The sequence below is a fragment of the Melghirimyces profundicolus genome (assembly GCF_003054245.1).
Taxonomy (GTDB): Bacteria; Bacillota; Bacilli; order Thermoactinomycetales; family DSM-45169; genus Melghirimyces; species Melghirimyces profundicolus.
In genome coordinates this window covers 16,784-34,606 of sequence record NZ_QBKR01000024.1, presented here as the reverse complement: position 1 = coordinate 34,606, position 17,823 = coordinate 16,784, and the positions used below count along the sequence as shown (strand labels likewise).

Below are 17,823 nucleotides of genomic sequence, written 5' to 3'. Positions count from 1 at the left end.
CGTTAAGGAGCCAGCAGTTTGGGCAACCACAACACAATCTCCGGAACGAAGGTAATCAACAACAACACGGCCCCCATCGTGACATAAAAAGGCATCAATGACCGTGTCGCTTTTTCAATGGGCACTTTGCCCACGGCACATCCCACAAACAGCGCCGATCCGACCGGCGGGGTAATGAGTCCGATCGACAGGTTCAGGATCATCACGACCCCGAAATGGACCGGATCCATCCCCAGCTGCGTGGCGACCGGAAGCAGAATGGGCGTCATGATGAGAATGAGCGGAGCCATGTCCATGAACGTTCCCAGAACCAGCAAAATCAGGTTAATGAGAAGCAACAGGAGAATTTCATTGGAGGAAATGCTGAGCAAAGCTTCCGTCACCATCGCGGGAACCTGCAGAAAAGCCAACAACCAACCGAACCCGGATGAAGCGGCGATGAGAAACATGACCATGGCCAAGGTTTTAAAGGTATTGTTCAGGATGCTTCCCATGCGGGAGAGCGGGATATCCCGATAAACGAAGAAGGTGATCACAAATGCATACAAAACTCCGATCGCCGCCGATTCGGTTGCCGTAAAAATTCCGCTCACAATTCCACCGATGATGATGACAGCCGTAAACAAGCCCAGGAGGCCTTCCCGAACAATGCGCGGAACCTCCTTGCGGGGAATGGGCTCTCCTTTGGGGTAACCCCGCTTCACCGCGAGCAGATAGGTAGTGACCATGAGAGCCGCTCCCAGTAAGAGACCCGGAAGCAACCCGCCCAGGAACAGAGAGCCGATGGAAACCCCGCCGGCCGCCGCAGAGTAAATGATCATGTTGTGACTCGGGGGGATCATGACACCCTGGGCAGCGCTGGAAACGGTGACGGCAACGGCATAATCCGATTCGTACTTTTTCTTCTTCATCATGGGAATCAAGACGGAACCCACGGAAGAGACATCGGCCACGGCAGAACCCGAAATACCTCCGAAGAAGGTACTGGCCATCACGTTCACCATCGCCAGTCCCCCGCGGATCTTCCCGATGATGATGTTCGAAAGCTGGATGAGACGGGTGGAAATCCCCCCCTGGTTCATGATCTCACCCGCCAGAATGAAAAAGGGTATGGCGATCAGCGAAAACGAGTTCAGACCACTCACCATCCGCTGAAACAAAGACGCGAGAGGAAGTCCCAAAGAAAGAGCGGTTATGATCGAAGCGGTGACCAAGGCCAAAGCAATCGGTACCCGCAACATGACGAACAGAACGAAACTACCGAGGAGCAGGAACACTTCCATCACTCGTCACCTTCCTCTTCCGCGCCGTCGGATTTGGGTAAGATTGCGTTGAAAAACGTATACAAAATCATCAGCAGACCGCAGGTCGGAATACAAAAGTACATAACGGCCAGGGGCAACTGGGTACCCGGCATTGCGGTGTTGCTCATCATAATGGTGAACTGACCCCCGAAGTAAATAAAGAGACATCCCAGCACCAACACCAACAACCGGGTCAACCATTCCAGACCGTTTCGCACCCCTTCCGGGAAGCGGTTCACCACGAATTCCACGGCGATGTGAAGATTCTCCCGAAAACCCACCGCGATGCCGATGAAACTGATCCAGATAAGCAAGACCAGTGTCAGTTCTTCCGACCATGAAGGCGTATAACTGAAAAAGTATCGCAATCCCACTTGAACCAATACGATGAGAACCGTCAGTACGAGGAGTACTTGGATGAACCGGTGAACCAAGTGATGAATCCACTTCTCCATCTTCATCAAGATTTTCATGGAGGACGGCCTCCTTTAAAATAAGCGGGGAGGATCCCCGCAATGGTTATTTCACTTGTTCAAATTTATTGATCCACTTTTGAAACTGTTTTCCGTATTTGTCGTAGACCGGCTGAACCGCTTCACGCCAAGGCTTAAAATCCTTGATTTCGACCACCTTGTTTCCGCTCTTCTCCACCTTTTCCTTGGATTTTTGGACCAATTCAGCCCACGCTTCACGTTGGACATCTGTGGAATTTCGGGCCGCTTCCCGTAGGATCTTCTGATCTTCGGGACTCAGCTTTTCCCAGGCGGATTTGGAGATCAAAAGCACTTCAGGCGTCGTGGAATGACCATTGGTCGTGTAATATTTGGCGACTTCATAGTGACCGGTGGAGAAATAGCTAGGGTAATTGTTTTCCGCACCGTCGATCACACCGTTTTGAATGGCCGAATACACTTCTTCGTATGCCATGGGCGTGGCGGATGCACCGAGGCTGTTGACCGTATCGATCGCGATTTTGGACTGTTGCGTCCGAATCTTTAATCCTTTCAAGTCCTTCGGTTCCCGGATCGGTCGCTTGGAATTGTAAAAACCGCGCTGACCCGAATCGTAATAGGTTAGGCCGATCAACTTGTCCTTCTCCAGCGTTTTTAACAGCTCGCGCCCCACCGAGCCGTTGAGCGCTTTCCACATCGTCTCTTTATCCGGGAACAGGTATGGCATATTCAGCACACCGATTTCCTTGGAATATTCCGACAGTGGCATCGCATTAACCCGTGCCATCTCAATGGAACCCAGTTGCACCTGCTCGATCACGCTTTTCTCGTCTCCCAATTCCCCTCCGGCATGGACTTCCACTTTGATTCGACCGTTGGTTTTTTCCTCCACTTCCTTGGCAAATGCCTTATCCCCGATGGTCGTGGGATAATCTTCGGCCTGGTTCTCCGCCAGCTTCAGGACAACCTGGCCATCGGCCCCGGTTCCTTGACAGGCAGACAAGACGACCAGTAAACCCGCCATAATGAAAACGGTTACGAACTTTTTCATAAGAAAGCACCCATTTCTTTTTTAGATTCATTTTTCAACCATCGATGATCGGGATCATCGAAAGGATTTAACAATCTGCCTGACTTCCCCGCCAGGAACCAAAGGTAATAGAGCTGATATCCACCTCCGGCGCTGACGGGATGGTAACCCCGATCGATGGCGAAGCTGTCACCGTGACGAACGATGTATGCGTCATCAATACACAAGTCTTTTGTGTAATGAAGCTGCACCCCAAAACCTTGGCGGGGCGACAGTTGATAGTGATAAACTTCTTCCAGATCAGGCTCTTCAGGCGCGTGCTCCCCGTCATGTTTATGAGGGGGAAAACTGGACCAATGACCTGGATGATTAAAGGTTTCTCCGACAACAATGCGATGGACGCGGTTGCGGCCGTTTTCGACAATAATATCATGGACTTCCCGCTGCCACGTATCCCGTCCACGGCGATTGACCACAACCTCCTCTGGTAAAATGATAAAAGGTTCGAACTTCTTATCAGCCTTCGCTTTACAAACAGCGACTTCGGCTGCCGATTCGGCAGTCAAATCGTATTCCGAACTGCAGGGGATGTAGATCGTGGTCGCCTTTCCCTCAAACACGGAATTCCGGCTCCCAACCCTTCTCCATTCTTTTCCTTGTGAAGATATTGAAATCTTGCCCGAAAGAATGACGAGCGCCACTTCATAGCCGTGCGTTTTTTCCCGGTACTTCTCCCCCTTTTCCAGTTGCAATTTACCAAATGAAAGGTAATCCAGCACTGGATCTTCCGTTCCAATGATCTCCTGATAGCCCTTCCGTTCCCTCGCCCTGTATAATCGCTTCACCATGCCACCCTTTCTTCGAATGACTATTTACAACGTTGTTATTTCTGATAATAAACAATTTCCCCAGTTTAATCAATACTTTTTAACAAAGGAATTGGTTATAAAATTTTCCTTGTGTGTAAATCCGAATATCCATGCCACGTATAATGAAAAACATCTGATTTTTTAGGTGGTTATGTTACCGGGGATTGATTATAATTGAATAACAACGTTTGATATACGAAAAGTCGAACACAGGATGAAAAGGTGATCGATCCATGGGAGTCACGATCAAAGATATCGCGAAAGCCGCCGGAGTCAGCTATTCGACAGTTTCCAAGGCTTTGAGGGACAGCCCTCTTGTCAAGCCGCAAACCAAGCAAAAAATTTTAACGGTGGCGAAAGAAATGGGTTACCAACCCAACATCGCCGCCAAGAGTCTGGTCTCAAAAAAAAGCAATACGATCGGTGTCGTGTGGCCAACGGTGGAAAGAGACGCCTTGTCGGCCTTGGCAACCAAAATCAACGACGAACTGGAAAAACACCATTATCACATGTTGCTTTCCATCAATCCCATTCATTCCGCTGTCAACGTTTTCAACCGGTTTCAAGTTGATGCAATTCTGGTATTCAGCGAGAAGGCTCCCCCGAATGTCCTCCAATCGGCGGTACCCATTCTCTTCTACGGGGAACCCGGACCCTCTTCCTACCCCACCTTCAACGTGAATCGGCGCCAAGCCGTAAAAAAGGCGGTTGAATACCTTTATCAGTTGGGTCATCGAAAAATCGCCTATATCGGTGATTTAACGAAACAAAACAAAAACCAACAAGAGAAATTAATAGGATTTCAAGAAGGGTGTAAAGATCTTCATTTATCTCCATCCGACACTATCACCGTCAACACGAATGGATTAAACTGGCAGGATGGCTACCAGGCCGCTGAGCAAATGTTGGACATCTGCACCCCCACCGCCATCATCGGCGGCAGTTATGATATCTCGGTCGGCATTCTGCGTGCTGTCAAAAAAGCACAGTTGAAAGTCCCTGCGGATATTTCACTGATCAGTTACGACAATATCCCACAATCGGCGAACCAAGATCCCCCGTTAACCGTCACGGGAGCCCCTATCGAAAAGATCGCGGAACAGATGATCAAATCCCTTTTAACTCTCATCAGGAATGAAAGTTTAGAGGATATCCCTACATTGGATTCCGAGTTGGTAATCCGAAATTCCTGTACGTCATTGAGGATGATTGAGGGTTGATTATATTTCCATGGCTGAAGCCATGGATTTTTGATTTTAAGACTGTGGAAATCCTCCCCTTGCTTCAATCGGTCATTTTAATGCAAGAATTTTTATCGTAGGGCACACTTCTCATGCCGTAACATCGTAAACGATGGATATAACGTCGGCTACCCCTGGGGATTTACCGGATTTCCAAGGTGATAGGATACTCCTCACCGAACCAAGGAAGCGACATTTGCATCGTTCATCACCGCACCATTTCAATTTTTATAAGATGCGAGCGGAACAGCAGAGCAAGGGTCGTGAACAAACCGGGAATCCCGCCGTCACCCCCGCTTTATGCTGCCGGAAAACAGGTGTTATCAGCACATGAATTGGACGGTAGGCGTGTACCTGTACGGGAGAAGGAATCCATTTTTCGGTTTTACTAAGGGGATTTTGACAAAAGCAATTAAGTAAGTACAAAAAACAACTCATTCCCTTTCGGAAATGGGGGCTGACCCTACCCTTTCATATCCGGGCTCACTTTACCTTGACAGACGGGTGCTAACTGGTTTTAACAAGAACTTTTATTTGTTCTTTGTTACTTGCTAACTCCTCAAAACCATGATTAACAATGTCCTGGATTAAAAGTACCTTCAGCGATTAACTTAATTACTCTAGATGAGCAAATCAGCTAACAAAAATAACCAGCATCAGACTCACTTAAGCAATGTTCAGCTGCTCTTTGACCTGTTTCAGAGGAACCGCTTGTTGGAATTGATGGTAAATCCAATCCAACAACCCGTGCTCCCGTCGGTGACGGATGCGTTTGAGACCGAGCGATTCGTCCCCGCTTCCGGTTTCGGCGCAATAGAAAAACGTCAACAAAAGCAGGATCCAGAAGCGCTCGATCGCACGAACGGATCGGATTCGGTAACGATCAAAGGCATACTTTCCCTTCATCTGTTGAAAGAAGGTCTCTATTGCCCAGCGGTTTGCATAGCGCATCAGGATCTCTTCCTCATCCAGAGAGACGTCTGTGGACAAATAATACCGAAGAGTGGAAGGATGACCGAAGGAATCTTCCGGCCACGTCAAGAGCACCACCGCATTGGCGATCCCATTAAGAGCCCCTTCGTAGCGGAACACCCGGTAGGAAGCGTTCCCCACCGTCACGAGGCGGGTATCGGCTTTTCGGATGTGACCGGCGAAAGCGGAGCCCGGGATCCGGATGCCCTGAGGAAACAAGATCCGGTTGGTTTTGAGCCCACCGATGACTTGTAACCCCTTGGTCGAGGCGAGATCGACGATCTTCACCGATGTGTACCAGGAATCCATCAATAAATAAGTCGGGTGTTCGAATACGGGGAGGGTCTCGAGAAGTTCGCATGCCAGAGCGATTTTGCCCACTCCACTTTTGTCATATCGCCGGAACGCAAAGGGAAGACACCGATCCCCGCAACGAAGCAACAGAACCACGACCTGGTGCCCCCAAACCGGACCGCCTTTTCCGTGTGAGAAGTGAAAGTCCGCTTGCTGAATCGCCGACATCGCCCGTGACGAAGGCTTGGTTTTCTCGCAAACGGAATCATCCAGAATCGCGTAAATGGGGAGACCGGTTCGCTTGGCGTGCTGCTGAATCTTGCGCAAAGATCGCTGGTTCAGGTGACGCTGCATCCACTGTTCGTCCCATACCCCTCGATGGAGGAAATGGCTTAACGTCGTCCGGTGTCGACGTTCACGACTCAAGGTGTGCACATCGGTCAGTGTCCCGGAAAATCCTTTCTGTGTAACGGCATCCATAAAGTGAATGAGGTGTTCGAACACAGGCTTAGACAGGTACAGAGGAAAACGTTGCTCCGTCAAATAGTGGCGGATCTCTTCATGGTATGGTAGATTGAGAGTACGAGACATGATCTTGGCTCCTTTGGTGGATGTGTTGTGGTGACTCTATCCATACCATAAAGAGCCGAGCCGTTCATGTCTCTACTTTTTTGTCAATGGAAATTTCTTGATCCGCTTTTGCTCATCTAGAGTTAATTAGTTCCCCCTGAAAAAGTCGAAAGTTGAGGATTACTCGATGGCGAGATGGAAAAGAAGGAGAAACGGAATTCCAGTCTACCTCTTTTCTCCTTTATGAGGCCAGAATGGTAGCCGCTCTTTTCAAGTTATGGGCCATGATGCCCATTCCGGCCCATGCTTAGGAGCCCGCGTGTCCCCGGAACCGGGTGCGGGCGAGTCCGTATTTTCGTTTCAGAAGGCTGATTCGCGCCTCCCCGCCTGCTCGGAATCGCTGTAAGTTTTGAAACCAAGGTTCTTGTTCGTATTCGGTTCGCTTTTTCCCTTTCTTTCCCCGTCGGGGCATACTGACATGGCGGATTCCCCTCTCCGCCAGTCGATCCTCGTTTTTCTTGCTGGCAAAACCGCGATCCGTCGCCACCGCGTGGGAAAGGGAGCCGAAAGTCGATTCGTGATGTTCGACCGCGGAAACCAGCAACTCCTCGTCGGAAGGGTTGCCTTTATAGACCTCGTATCCGGTGACAAAACCGCTTTCCGTCTCGTCAATCCGGACTTTGTATCCGAATTCCGTGGTTTTGGAGAGCTTCCCCTTTTTGATGGGGCGGGCATCCGGATCAAAACCGCTCGTTATCTCTTATTTAAAAGGAATACGGGCGGTTTTAAGTGTGAAGATATAACCTCACAAGAGCAATTATGTTACGTTATGTGTCCTTCACATGCGAAACGGCCTGTATAGCGTATACAGGCCGTTTCTTTAGTGGGACCAGGATCCAAACCTGATTCTGCCCGATTTTTTCTTAACCATTGAATTTAGTTAACCAATATGTTAAGATAACTATAAAGGAAAGGGATCGTATGTATTATCTTACCCTTGGGGGGAATACTGGTCTTGAACAACTTCAATGAGTATGGGTTGTTGAACCCAGGGACGTATGCGCTTACATTGGGTCAGTTACGGGAATCCATTCTCGTCACGGGTGGTTGGCAGCCACCCGAAGGTTGGGATGCAGAGTGGAGATACGATCTGGTCGACGGTCTGGAAGAGATGGTCAAACAACTTTGGAAGGTCGGATACGACCAAATCTTCATTGACGGCTCCTTCGTGGAAGACAAAGGCACACCCGGCGATATCGACGGTTACTTCGAAGCCCCTTGGATGGATTTCCTAGAACGGGGACGTCCCACCTTGAACGAAATCGAACCCATCTGGACTTGGAACCCCCAGTTCCGTCGACCCCATCTTGACTCCCCGACGAAACGACAACTCCCCATGTGGCACCGGTACCGCGTAGAATTGTATCCTCACTATACCCAGGTTCCAGATGAATACAAAGACGAGGCCAATCTAAGCGGAATTACTGACCTTGGAGGAAAGAATCTCCCCTTCCCCCAAGCCTTCCGTCAACAACGGGAAACCTACTTGCAAAAAGGCATCATTAAAATCATCCGTTAAGGAGGAATTCCCATTGATTAAAACGGATGCTGAGTATCAAAAGTCTCTCCGTCAGTTGGAAGTTCAGCGGAAAGACATCGAACAAAAGGAGAAATTCTTTCGGGAAAAAGGATTAACCGAGGAACAAACCAAAATTGCGCTGGAACCTCTGTGGGCGTTTTATTACAACATCGAAGACGAGGTTCGATACTATGAAAACGTCAAGAAAGGAAAGTTTTCGTGTTCGACCAACCTGAAACAAGTCGGTCACTTGCTCATCTGCTACCGCATCTATAAAGGCATCACGCAAAAAGAACTGGCGGATCGACTGGGCGTCTCGCCAGCTCAAGTCTCCCGTGATGAACGGAATGAATACAAAGGAGCCAGCTCCGATAAACTCCAACGGGTCGCCGAAAAACTCGGCATCCCCCTCTCCGTTCAACCTCAAAACGAAAAAGATATGCTCACCAACTGATTTAATGAAAAGAGCGAGACCCCTTTGGTCTCGCTCTTTTCATCCCCTTTGTCCAAAATCATTTTGTCTTCTTTATGAGTAAATCTTCTGTTGCTGGTTTTGTTTTTCGAGCAAGATACGTTGCTTAACTGTTTGATTGAAATGCTGGAGGTACCCCATACTTAGACACCACGTGAGGATTGCGTCCGAATGGTTACGGCGTAACCATATTGCTGGAACAATCCGACCAACTCGTTCCCATTGATGAGTTTCAACGGTTTATCCTTCGCGTATGCAATGGAATCAGATCCAAAATGACTGGTTGAGACAAGGATACCTTTGATAGCTCCTTCATCCGTTACCACTTGATTCAGCTCACGTACCGCGGCAATAGGGACAACGTTGTTATATCGCTTAGCTTGGATCACGATCTTGCCACCACGGATGGGGTCAGGGTCAAAGGCTATGGCATCCACCCCGCCATCCCTGCTCGATTGGGTCACTTTCACTTCCTCTCCTTCACCAGCAAAGACGAGTCCAAAGAGTTCCCGTACCAAGTGTTCAAACTCGGCCCAGTCCATGGTAGCCAGGTTCGTTTTTGAATTAATTTTCGCTAAAACCTCCTGTGACTCAATGAATCGGGTATCATCCCGATTCAAGTCCATGAGGGGTTGTACGGGCGCCAGTTCAGCTAAGGTAGCTCCAGCGGAGATGCCTTTAAGCTTACGGAAACACTCCTTGGGGTCAACCCGATCCAGCTTTAAGGATTCAAACTCTTCCCGTTTAGCCATGCAGCTGAGAATGCAAGAGTGGAAGTCGTTACCCGTCCGTCGGTCTATACCGTGTACCCAACCATTAAAGACGATAACTTTACAAGCTGGGATATAGACGGACTCGAACAGTTCATGGATAGTCCGCAAGCAAATTTGGTGGATGACCGTGTCATAGAAGGCTTCATATTCCTTTTTCTTCATCTGGATTTCATCTACTTCTTTACGAGAAGCGACAAACTTATATTGAACGGTACAAGGGAGATCATCCGTGCCAGGAAGCTCACAATTTACGACCAACGCGTTGGTTTCGGGAAAAAACTGTACTTCATATTCTAATTCCAGTCCCTCTGGGTATTGGGAGTGTTCCAACACCATATAGACATACTTCTCGACAGCTTCAGGGATAGCCGACTCAAAATCCAAACGAAATTGGTTGACACCTTGGTTATTCTCTAGCAATTCCCTTTCGTATTCCTTTTTCTTCTCCTCATGTTTTTCTTCGGCAGACTGGTAAGCCGTCTTGTATTCTTCCAAGCGGGAGGTGAACATCTCATCGGCCTCTCCTTGCTTTTTCAGCCTGGAGGACTTGATAAATGGGAGAAGGAACTCCAACCATTTGATTTCTTTTGGAACACCCAGCTCCTGATGAACCTTCTGTTTTTCCGGTTTTTCTTGAGTAAAAGAAAATGCAGGGTAGGCATCATGTTTCTCTAAGGAAGACCAATCCAACCGGTCATCCACGTCCAACGTAGCGTTCAAGATGTTTTGGTACTCACTCAGCCGTTTTTGAGCTCGCTCAGTATCGAAAGCTGCTTGTTCTTTAAGATCTTGGATCCGCTCCCGTTCGCGTTCCCGCATCTCCTGTTCATGCCACTTTCTGAGTTGTTCCGTTGCCTTCAGATCGACTTCATAGGGACTAGCTCCTTTAATCTCCTTAACTTTGCCCAAATAGTCGTTGGAAAGGGTAAGGTAATAAAAATATTTTCGGGACACATTAATCACTCCGAGGTTCAAAGTTGGTACTTGCTACTTTTTTATTCGCGTAGCTCTGTTGATTTAAGGTCAAAAAGCAACTCATACACTTCCATGGATTCCCGGGCGGAGAGCACTCTCATCCATCGTTAAAAGAAACCGGGAATTATGGGCTTCCAAGTAGAGATGGTTCTCCAGGAATGGAGGAAGGGAAATCTAGCCTTTTAGCTCGTTGGTTTTGTATACGTTATGCATCGCAGGGCGGGGAATAAAGTTACATAAACCGTTACGGCCTCCATGAAAAAACGCCGTTATCCCTTACATGACAAGGGATGCGGCGTTTTTGTATTCCAAGAGAGATTCTTACGTTATCGACCCGTCTTTGTGCAGGATCATCGGTAACACCCGTGCCAGCGGTGGGGCGAAGCCGATCTGATGGGGGATCGGCTGCATAAGAATCGGGGGTTATATGCAAGGCGGAGACGTGCCCTTCTTACTCTCCATTAAAGTAGACCTTAATTTGAAATTACTCTACGAATAATTAAATGTACCCATTGTGACCAAGGAGGCCGTTAAATGTGTTAAACACCTTTTTGACTTTTCTAGAAAAGGTACGTGATAAACCCGATTTTTTCAATCCGTTGGATAAGATCAGAAATTACTCTGAGAGCTTTTAAAATCAGTTTTTAAACTTCGTTGAGAAAATGTCAGATGAGCCTACGTTTACGAAATTGTTCGAGATATATCTTTAATAACTGACGATACCACAACCAACGCTGAAGGTAGGAATCGGGAAGATACGCTCAAGCGGATCAAGAATTACGTTTTATCTGCAAAGAAGGATGACCGCGGAGAAAAAAACTTCTGGCCGGAAATTGACCGAGGAAATATTATCTTAGTGCGGTTTGCGGGGTTGGGTTCTGAAATTAACGACTTTCATTATGCGATTGTATGGAATGTGCACCGGAGAAGGGATCATATTGTTGTCATCCCTTGCACGAGCTTTAAAGACGAATCCACTGTGGAGACCGAAACAACCTTCAATATCGGTCAGGTCGGTTTTTTGGAGTCTCAAACTGTCATTATGATGGATCAAATCACGACAATTAGTCGCAAATGGATCAGCAAAACCAAACACAAAGCAGGCCCCAAAGGGCCATCTCAATATGTGAGCCTGGTTCAACCACAAATGGAACGAATCAATGAAGGGTTTCGTGTATTGGGACTGGGTGAGAAAATACTTTACCACGAAATAAGAGATGATGTGAAGCGATTGCCACTATTCGCCAATCACGCTGAGCAATATTCCCACCTCCACCGCCCGATAAGGCCATCACCCCCCCCAACATATGCTCCAAGTAGTGCTGATAAAGATCCTATAAACGGCTGCAAGAAGCTCAGACATACTTCACTCTCCACATATTTTTTCTTATTATACCTAATTGATTTGGTAAGGCCCAAAACTCAGTGACCTTCCTCACAGTTCCATCATTTTGTCAGGCTCCTGCCTAAAAAACTGGAGGAGTTCCCTCCAGGAATGGGCCGTCTTTATTTATCCTGTTTGTTCTTCAGTTACTTCTTCAATAATTTTCAGAGCTTGTCGTACAATGTGGTCAGTACAATTAGCTAACTCCATCAGCTCTCTTTTACTTGGAAGCTCTTTATTTTTATCTTGCTCCTTATGTGCTAAAGCCTGTTCAATTGCTTTTCCAATTTCGTTAGCCTTTCTGGATCTCTCTAGTTTTTGAGAAATCTTTTGATCCAGATAAACTACTTTTCCCCGGGCGATTCCTTCCTGGGCGGTTCGCTTGTCGCCCGCCTGGGCGATTCCTTTCTGAGCGGTTCAATTGTCGCCCGCCTGGACGATTCCTTCCTGGGTAGTTTGCTTAAAATACTTATCGGAACAGTGAACCATTACCTCCTTAAAAACCAGCAAGAGCAAAGGTGTAGCAACTCCAATAATTCGACCAGTACCGTTATCTGCCATCCCCAATCTCCACTTACGCCCCACTTTTCGTCCTGGTACCATTCCCTCTTGAGCCAGCTTATACATTGTCTGTCTCGGGATTTTGAGATACTTCGCTGCCTCCGCTTTTTGCGCTTCGGGTTTGATGCTCTATCCAAGGGCACCTTGCTCTGCTTATTTACTCCTGATCCCGCCTTCTGTCCCATTAGCTTCCAACCAGCCTACAGTCCGGCCCCTCCACTCGATAAACCCTGCCCCTGGCCATACCGAACAGGCGGGAGGTGGCCGCATGCCCGATTCGATCTTCCAGGGTCTCGGGATCTTCGTTGGAGCTGAAAAGAATCGGTCGCTGGGCTTTGTACCGCTCATCAATGATCTGGAAATACATAGACCGCCGTGGGTCGGAAGGATTAGACTTTCCAATGTCATCCCATACCAGAACGGGCGTCTGGATCACCGCACCAAGAATCCGGTTGAGTTCCACTCCATCAACTCGCTTGGCTTGCATCAATTCTTCCATCAGCATCACATCGGAGACCACCAGAACCGCCTTTCCCCGCTTGATCAGTTCCTTGGCCGCCGCAATCTGGAGATGGGTTTTCCCCATTCCGAAATTGTTATGCTTGGTCTTCATCTGCCTCCGTTCCTCAAAGCTTCTTAGCGCCTTGAGGCGTTGTTCCCCATATCTTGCTATAAAGCCTATACTGTTGTGCGGGGTGTTTTGGATTTGATTAAAATCTTGAAGGTAGGCAACCATCGCATCGTACATCGCCCGCTGGACTGCGTTCTCCCGTTTATAGCGGTTAAAAGAGGCCCCCTTAAACTCTTCGGGGATCATCGCCGCTTTCAATCGTTCCCGGGTATGCTGTCTTACCAGGCATTCACACTTTCCTCTAACTTTCCAGCCCGTCACATCCGTGATATACCCCATCCCCTGGCACTTGGGACAGCGTTCAGTTTCCAAAAAGTCCCGGGAACTGGTCGTAGTAGCCGTTTCCGATCTCAGCCGCTGGATGCGCTTTGTGATTTCGTCCAATAAATTCCTCGCTGACTGCACAGCTATTCACCTCACTCTGTTTTTTTGCGTTTAAAGCCCGGATGACCGTTTCGCAGTAGGCAAAGTGCTTGATTCCATCTTTTTTATACTTTGGCTTGTAGTGTTCAAAGGCATGATCAATCCCCTGGCGGATTTCCTCAAAAGTGAAACCGTCATCCAATAAATTTTGCATGGACTGGATATCGGAAGCACTCGGTATTGTTCCCAATCCCCGTCGTTGGATGAAATGCTGCTCAATCCGTTGAAGCACATCCCCTGTCTTGGAGGCAGAATCCACCGACCAACCATCCGTTATTTTTGGTTCAGTATTCCCTTCCGTTCGTCGTTGGTTCTGTTCTGTATCCTTTCCGTTCCGTTCATTTCGGTTCTGTTCATGGGGGATTTTTTCGGAACCTCCCAGACTTTCCCGGACCTTCCCGGAATCGGACTGACAGATGACCGGACTCCCTTCTTCAGGAGCGGGAAAGTGGGATTTCGTCCGCTTGTGCAATCCTGTTTGATGCTTGTCAAAGTTTTCGAATTGAATATATTGCTTTCCATCCACCTCATACCATTGGATAATTTGCCGCCCGACCATCTCCCGGATCGCTTGCTCTACATCTTCCTTGCCCTCGTCTGCCATAGGCACCACCAGAGCACGCACTTTCATGGGAGAACCCGGTAAGCGGCCAAAATCATCCGTATGGGGGATCATCCAGGTAAAAAGCAATCGGGCAAACAGGGACATTGAATTGACCTTCTCCGATACGCTGATACTTTTGCTGATCATCCGGCGTTCTGCCATGGATGTCACCTACCCGTTTCATTGGTAAATATGGTTCCGGACAATTCCGGGAATATCCCGGAACCATCCGGATAGATGTTTTTACAGGTTTAAGACACTCTGTTCCATAGCCAGCTCTTTGTCTGAAACCGGTGCATAAACGGCACAAGTCTTTCCAGAAATTTTGTAGATTCTATTGTCCACCGCTTAACTAATCCGGCCTGTACCAGATTAAAGCGAGGGTGCACATTGTTCCGGTCGGGAGTAGGGAAATATCCCCTCTACAAATTATTAATGCAGTTCGTTTGCCGTAACATTGGGGTACCTAGCTAATTCCTTCAAGATATCCGCCTGCTGGATCACAGCTCTTTCCTCCCCATACGCTGGCCCCAGGGTCAGGCTAATATAGTCGTGTCAGCAGGTCATCTGGTACGGTATCAAGAGCCAAGCAGGGATTTCCTGCCTTCTAGCACCCGGATCATCTTATCCCGGGTCATTTCTCAGTACCTGTAAGTTCCAAAAGATCTTCCGGTTCCATCAGCTGGATCGTACTGATCAAATCGCTGGCTTCCAAGTCATTCACGCTGTCTTTTCGGCCGTATATTTACACCAACGTTTTTACCTGGTTGTCATCCAGTCCCTTACCCTTGGCAAGGTGAAGATAGTTTTCTTCTGATTCTCAGAAACCGGTGCATTATGGTCCTTTGGTGCGGCCTGCCGTCCGTTTCCGTTCTGTTTTCGGGTAGTTGGAAACGGCTGCAACTGTTCAAGGTCCATATCCTTCACGTCCTGGGTGAGTCGGCCACACGTCTCCGTCCAATGTCGCCCCCACCAGCGCCCGTTTTTGTGCCATTTTCTGAAGGGTGTTGACGACAGTGAACACGTCCTGGCTGTGGTAGCGTTTTTCCTTGCTATTGGTCGATCCCTCGCATTCAGCCACAATGATCTCGTGGGTGGAATAGGTTTTCACAACCGTTACCTTGTACTTGTAGTAGCAAAATCCGGTGTCCCAGTCTTCTCTCTCCGCTGCACAACCACCCGGTGACCCAGCCCGAACACCCGTAGCAACCTTTCTGCTCCTGGTTTCGTGGGTTTCGGTGTGCCAGGAATGGTGTCATAATCCACCCCATGGCGCATCACATTGGTTTCCCTAGCACTACGTTTGTGTTATGCTAGGGGTGGTCAAAAGTCTTTTATCTGCCCACTAAATTTAGGTCGGGCTTTTTTTCTGCATCGGATCGTGAATGCCTATTCTTAAGAGCGCCGCCATTGTCGGCAACATTGGCCCGATGATCACAGCGCCGTTGTCAAAAACCACGCGGATCATTGCCTGTTCATCAAAGTAACCTGTGATCAGCTTTACACCCTGGATCATGTTGAATCACCCCTTTCAATGGGTTGTTATCTGATCAGCTTCCGGTTTCAGAGTGCTTTTTATCTTTGATATAACCTAGCTCAGCCTTTTTTCGATGCTCCTCCCAAACCCCGGTCCAAGAGAACCGATACTACCTACAGAGGACGGCAACCAGATGACTAAGGCAGACGATGACATCCATGCTCTCGATTATGACCTTACGGATTTATTCCAACTTCTTCGGGTCGGCCTGCTCTGGCCGATTGGCCAGACTGGTGTTCCGTATCTGTGAATCGCCTCCTTCAGCTTCAAGCGCCTTCTCCTTAACTGTCGACTGATGGAAATCCATCCCGTCCAGCCATCTCATCCAAGCACATCCTGTATACTCGCTGGCAATCTCAAAAGCGAAACGCGGATCATCCAGAATCTTGACCAGCCTTCTTGCCACATCCTTCGGGATGGCTGCCCTCCCTGGTTTCATAGCTACTGACCGCCTCCTGGGAAGCCGGTATCTGCAATGACAGCTCCTGCTGTGAAAACTTGTCCCCACCGGGATTCTCTCAAAACGTTGCCAATCCCCATCTTTCTCTGCCCCCGCGTTAACCGTGAAGCACCCTGTTTATGTGTTAGTCTGTAGGTGAAGTTGGTAGTTACTCTGCATCGCGTCCCACAGAATCCAGTTGATTCTCTGGATATGGTCCAGCCGTTTCTGCCGCTCTTCCCACGAGATCCGAGGTGCCACAACATAGATCGTTGCATTCCCGATAAAATAAGTAGCATCATATTGGTTAACCGGCTTGGTTGCGGACATTGGAATCATCTCCTTGGGATCGTTTATTGATACATTTTGTATCAATAATTACGTCAAAAAGATCCGGAAAAAGTTCTCTGCTACTCACCCCGTATAATTTCTCGAATTTGATCATCGTTTTTCGTCCCGGATTGCAATGGGCTTTTTCTATCTTACGGACATAAACCTCAGATAAGCCAAGCATCTTCGCAACACTCTTTTGAGTTAGCTTCCTTCTTTTTCTTTGCTGAACAAGATGTTGCCGCATCACGGTTGTCACCTCGTTTAGGTACAAAATTTATCACATACCAATCATATCATGATACAAAATTTATCGTCAACTACTTGTTGATACATTTCTTATCATACAAAGAATTGATAAAAAATGTATCGTATAATTAATATTAGGTTAAGCTGAAGAGAAAATGAAACGGGAGGAAGGGATATGCTGGGAAAGCGATTAAAGGCCCTTCGCGGAAAACGGACCCAGGAAGATATAGCAAAAGCCCTGGATATTTCAAGAGCAAGATATTCTCACTACGAAAATGGCAGAAGTGAACCGGATACAGAGATGCTTCAAAAGATGGCTGATTTGTTTGGAGTCTCTACCGATTATCTGTTGGGACGCACTAATGACCCCGCCCAGTCCTTTGATGAGGAGCTCAGAGAAATTATCCAGGGTATCGATCTCAAGGATCCCAAATGGCGGCAGGCCGTTAAGTTGTATAAAGAGGTTCAGGAAGGCCAAAATCCCGTAATTAACGGAATTGATGTATTAACATTGTTAAGTCTGCCGGAAGAGAGACAGATGCAGATCATTCACGATCTGAAAGAATTGCTTAACAAGATTGAATCCCTTAGAAGTGGTTCGGGAGATTCATCTAATTCTTCCGCACATTAACTTTTAGGATGTGGTTTAAGAGCATGCAAATGCGTCTCAAATTTACACATTTTTTCCGGTTGGTTCCTTGCCCGCTATATACATATTTGTATGGTAAGTGCTGCTCTGAGAACGTTTGACAGTGCCGCCCGTTTAAAACCGGGTGGCTCACGAGCTTGGTTATATTTCCTATTTTAGAGAATCGTTTTATAGGAATATTTGTTATCGTTATACCGAACACCATCCTAATTGTCACGATCTCTTTTTCGGGCTATTATGAAGTTATTAGAGAGAAAACATAAAAAAGTCACTCTGATTGCTTTTCAATCCAGAGTGACCAGATAATCCGCTGTATTTCCTCCAAGCGTTTTTTCCGTTCCTCCTCCGAGATATTGGGTGCTACCACATAAATGGTGGTGCCGCCAAACCGGTACGTCGCTGTATGATCCTCTTCCTTCATACTCCCTCACCTCTGTTCCACCATATGCAGGGTGGACACATGGACTAACATTGCATTGGGGTGA

The 17,823-nt window shown here is 47.8% G+C and carries 18 protein-coding genes and 1 pseudogene; 5 read left to right on the top strand and 14 right to left on the bottom strand.

Features of this window, described 5'->3' with window-relative positions; genetic code table 11:
• Positions 1-2 precede the first annotated feature (2 nt).
• The 4 genes from C8P63_RS15055 to iolB are packed head-to-tail and all read right to left on the bottom strand — an operon-like array spanning position 3 to position 3,631.
• Positions 3-1,283: a TRAP transporter large permease gene (locus C8P63_RS15055; RefSeq protein ID WP_108025475.1), complete on the bottom strand. Its 1,281-nt coding sequence runs from the start codon at positions 1,281-1,283 to the stop codon at positions 3-5.
• Positions 1,283-1,777 carry a TRAP transporter small permease gene (locus C8P63_RS15050; RefSeq protein ID WP_108025474.1) on the bottom strand — a complete coding sequence of 165 codons (495 nt, stop codon included), beginning with the start codon at positions 1,775-1,777 and terminating at the stop codon, positions 1,283-1,285. Before C8P63_RS15050 ends, C8P63_RS15055 begins: the two co-directional genes overlap by 1 nt.
• Before the next feature lie 46 nt (positions 1,778-1,823).
• Positions 1,824-2,807, bottom strand: a complete 984-nt coding sequence (locus C8P63_RS15045) for a TRAP transporter substrate-binding protein (protein WP_108025473.1) — start codon at positions 2,805-2,807, stop codon at positions 1,824-1,826.
• On the bottom strand, positions 2,804-3,631 hold the full coding sequence (gene iolB / locus C8P63_RS15040) for a 5-deoxy-glucuronate isomerase (RefSeq protein ID WP_245920947.1): 828 nt from the start codon (positions 3,629-3,631) through the stop codon (positions 2,804-2,806). The genes C8P63_RS15045 and iolB overlap by 4 nt, the downstream gene beginning before the upstream one ends.
• 257 nt (positions 3,632-3,888) lie before the next feature.
• Here iolB and C8P63_RS15035 point away from each other — a divergent pair, with 257 nt between their 5' ends.
• Complete coding sequence (locus C8P63_RS15035; protein WP_108025471.1) at positions 3,889-4,875, top strand: LacI family DNA-binding transcriptional regulator; 987 nt, start codon at positions 3,889-3,891, stop codon at positions 4,873-4,875.
• A 687-nt stretch (positions 4,876-5,562) separates the two neighbouring features.
• On the opposite strand, the gene C8P63_RS15030 is transcribed toward C8P63_RS15035, so the two are convergent.
• Both C8P63_RS15030 and C8P63_RS15025 read right to left on the bottom strand, forming a co-directional pair.
• Positions 5,563-6,753: an IS701 family transposase gene (locus C8P63_RS15030; protein WP_108025470.1), complete on the bottom strand. Its 1,191-nt coding sequence runs from the start codon at positions 6,751-6,753 to the stop codon at positions 5,563-5,565.
• 220 nt (positions 6,754-6,973) lie between these two features.
• A pseudogene (locus C8P63_RS15025) lies at positions 6,974-7,489 on the bottom strand (transposase); the annotation flags it as partial.
• A 258-nt stretch (positions 7,490-7,747) separates the two neighbouring features.
• On the opposite strand from C8P63_RS15025, the gene C8P63_RS15020 reads away from it, so the two are divergent.
• Both C8P63_RS15020 and C8P63_RS15015 read left to right on the top strand, forming a co-directional pair.
• Positions 7,748-8,311, top strand: a complete 564-nt coding sequence (locus C8P63_RS15020) for a DUF6932 family protein (RefSeq protein WP_108025468.1) — start codon at positions 7,748-7,750, stop codon at positions 8,309-8,311.
• Between the two features lie 13 nt (positions 8,312-8,324).
• Positions 8,325-8,765: a helix-turn-helix domain-containing protein gene (locus C8P63_RS15015; RefSeq protein ID WP_108025467.1), complete on the top strand. Its 441-nt coding sequence runs from the start codon at positions 8,325-8,327 to the stop codon at positions 8,763-8,765.
• Positions 8,766-8,926: 161 nt separating this feature from the next.
• Here C8P63_RS15015 and C8P63_RS15010 read toward each other — a convergent pair whose 3' ends face one another.
• Positions 8,927-10,510 carry a restriction endonuclease gene (locus C8P63_RS15010; protein ID WP_108025466.1) on the bottom strand — a complete coding sequence of 528 codons (1,584 nt, stop codon included), beginning with the start codon at positions 10,508-10,510 and terminating at the stop codon, positions 8,927-8,929.
• Positions 10,511-11,219: 709 nt separating this feature from the next.
• On the opposite strand from C8P63_RS15010, the gene C8P63_RS15005 reads away from it, so the two are divergent.
• On the top strand, positions 11,220-11,960 hold the full coding sequence (locus tag C8P63_RS15005; RefSeq protein ID WP_108025465.1) for a type II toxin-antitoxin system PemK/MazF family toxin: 741 nt from the start codon (positions 11,220-11,222) through the stop codon (positions 11,958-11,960).
• A gap of 372 nt (positions 11,961-12,332) precedes the next feature.
• Here C8P63_RS15005 and C8P63_RS14995 read toward each other — a convergent pair whose 3' ends face one another.
• The 6 genes from C8P63_RS14995 to C8P63_RS14970 form a co-directional block, all read right to left on the bottom strand.
• Positions 12,333-12,602, bottom strand: a complete 270-nt coding sequence (locus C8P63_RS14995) for a helix-turn-helix domain-containing protein (protein WP_108025463.1) — start codon at positions 12,600-12,602, stop codon at positions 12,333-12,335.
• A gap of 58 nt (positions 12,603-12,660) precedes the next feature.
• Positions 12,661-13,386, bottom strand: a complete 726-nt coding sequence (locus tag C8P63_RS14990; protein ID WP_108025462.1) for an ATP-binding protein — start codon at positions 13,384-13,386, stop codon at positions 12,661-12,663.
• Positions 13,387-13,408: 22 nt separating this feature from the next.
• Positions 13,409-14,296 (bottom strand): hypothetical protein, encoded by an 888-nt coding sequence (locus C8P63_RS14985; RefSeq protein WP_108025461.1) that lies wholly within the window; start codon positions 14,294-14,296, stop codon positions 13,409-13,411.
• 1,189 nt (positions 14,297-15,485) lie between these two features.
• The gene (locus C8P63_RS19215) at positions 15,486-15,650 is read right to left on the bottom strand and encodes a hypothetical protein (protein ID WP_170109696.1); all 165 of its coding nucleotides are present in this window, start codon (positions 15,648-15,650) and stop codon (positions 15,486-15,488) included.
• A gap of 205 nt (positions 15,651-15,855) precedes the next feature.
• Positions 15,856-16,110, bottom strand: a complete 255-nt coding sequence (locus C8P63_RS14980; RefSeq protein WP_108025460.1) for a hypothetical protein — start codon at positions 16,108-16,110, stop codon at positions 15,856-15,858.
• Between the two features lie 307 nt (positions 16,111-16,417).
• A complete protein-coding gene (locus tag C8P63_RS14970) occupies positions 16,418-16,687 on the bottom strand; it encodes a helix-turn-helix transcriptional regulator (protein ID WP_108025458.1) in 270 nt (89 codons plus the stop codon).
• A gap of 177 nt (positions 16,688-16,864) precedes the next feature.
• On the opposite strand from C8P63_RS14970, the gene C8P63_RS20105 reads away from it, so the two are divergent.
• Positions 16,865-17,320 (top strand): helix-turn-helix domain-containing protein, encoded by a 456-nt coding sequence (locus tag C8P63_RS20105; RefSeq protein WP_108025457.1) that lies wholly within the window; start codon positions 16,865-16,867, stop codon positions 17,318-17,320.
• A gap of 286 nt (positions 17,321-17,606) precedes the next feature.
• On the opposite strand, the gene C8P63_RS14960 is transcribed toward C8P63_RS20105, so the two are convergent.
• Positions 17,607-17,759 carry a cell division protein FtsZ gene (locus C8P63_RS14960; RefSeq protein WP_108025456.1) on the bottom strand — a complete coding sequence of 51 codons (153 nt, stop codon included), beginning with the start codon at positions 17,757-17,759 and terminating at the stop codon, positions 17,607-17,609.
• Positions 17,760-17,823 lie beyond the last annotated feature (64 nt).

What these genes read in the sequence shown, in the direction of transcription:
- C8P63_RS15030 (WP_108025470.1), bottom strand. Translation starts at nt 6,753, where the DNA reads ATGTCTCGTACTCTCAATCTACCATACCATGAAGAGATCCGCCACTAT.
- C8P63_RS14985 (WP_108025461.1), bottom strand. Translation starts at nt 14,296, where the DNA reads ATGGCAGAACGCCGGATGATCAGCAAAAGTATCAGCGTATCGGAGAAG.
- C8P63_RS14970 (WP_108025458.1), bottom strand. Translation starts at nt 16,687, where the DNA reads ATGCGGCAACATCTTGTTCAGCAAAGAAAAAGAAGGAAGCTAACTCAA.
- C8P63_RS19215 (WP_170109696.1), bottom strand. Translation starts at nt 15,650, where the DNA reads ATGATCCAGGGTGTAAAGCTGATCACAGGTTACTTTGATGAACAGGCA.
- C8P63_RS15035 (WP_108025471.1), top strand. Translation starts at nt 3,889, where the DNA reads ATGGGAGTCACGATCAAAGATATCGCGAAAGCCGCCGGAGTCAGCTAT.
- C8P63_RS15045 (WP_108025473.1), bottom strand. Translation starts at nt 2,807, where the DNA reads ATGAAAAAGTTCGTAACCGTTTTCATTATGGCGGGTTTACTGGTCGTC.
- C8P63_RS14980 (WP_108025460.1), bottom strand. Translation starts at nt 16,110, where the DNA reads ATGAAACCAGGGAGGGCAGCCATCCCGAAGGATGTGGCAAGAAGGCTG.
- C8P63_RS14960 (WP_108025456.1), bottom strand. Translation starts at nt 17,759, where the DNA reads ATGAAGGAAGAGGATCATACAGCGACGTACCGGTTTGGCGGCACCACC.
- C8P63_RS20105 (WP_108025457.1), top strand. Translation starts at nt 16,865, where the DNA reads ATGCTGGGAAAGCGATTAAAGGCCCTTCGCGGAAAACGGACCCAGGAA.
- C8P63_RS15055 (WP_108025475.1), bottom strand. Translation starts at nt 1,283, where the DNA reads ATGGAAGTGTTCCTGCTCCTCGGTAGTTTCGTTCTGTTCGTCATGTTG.
- C8P63_RS14990 (WP_108025462.1), bottom strand. Translation starts at nt 13,386, where the DNA reads ATGGGGTATATCACGGATGTGACGGGCTGGAAAGTTAGAGGAAAGTGT.
- C8P63_RS15050 (WP_108025474.1), bottom strand. Translation starts at nt 1,777, where the DNA reads ATGAAAATCTTGATGAAGATGGAGAAGTGGATTCATCACTTGGTTCAC.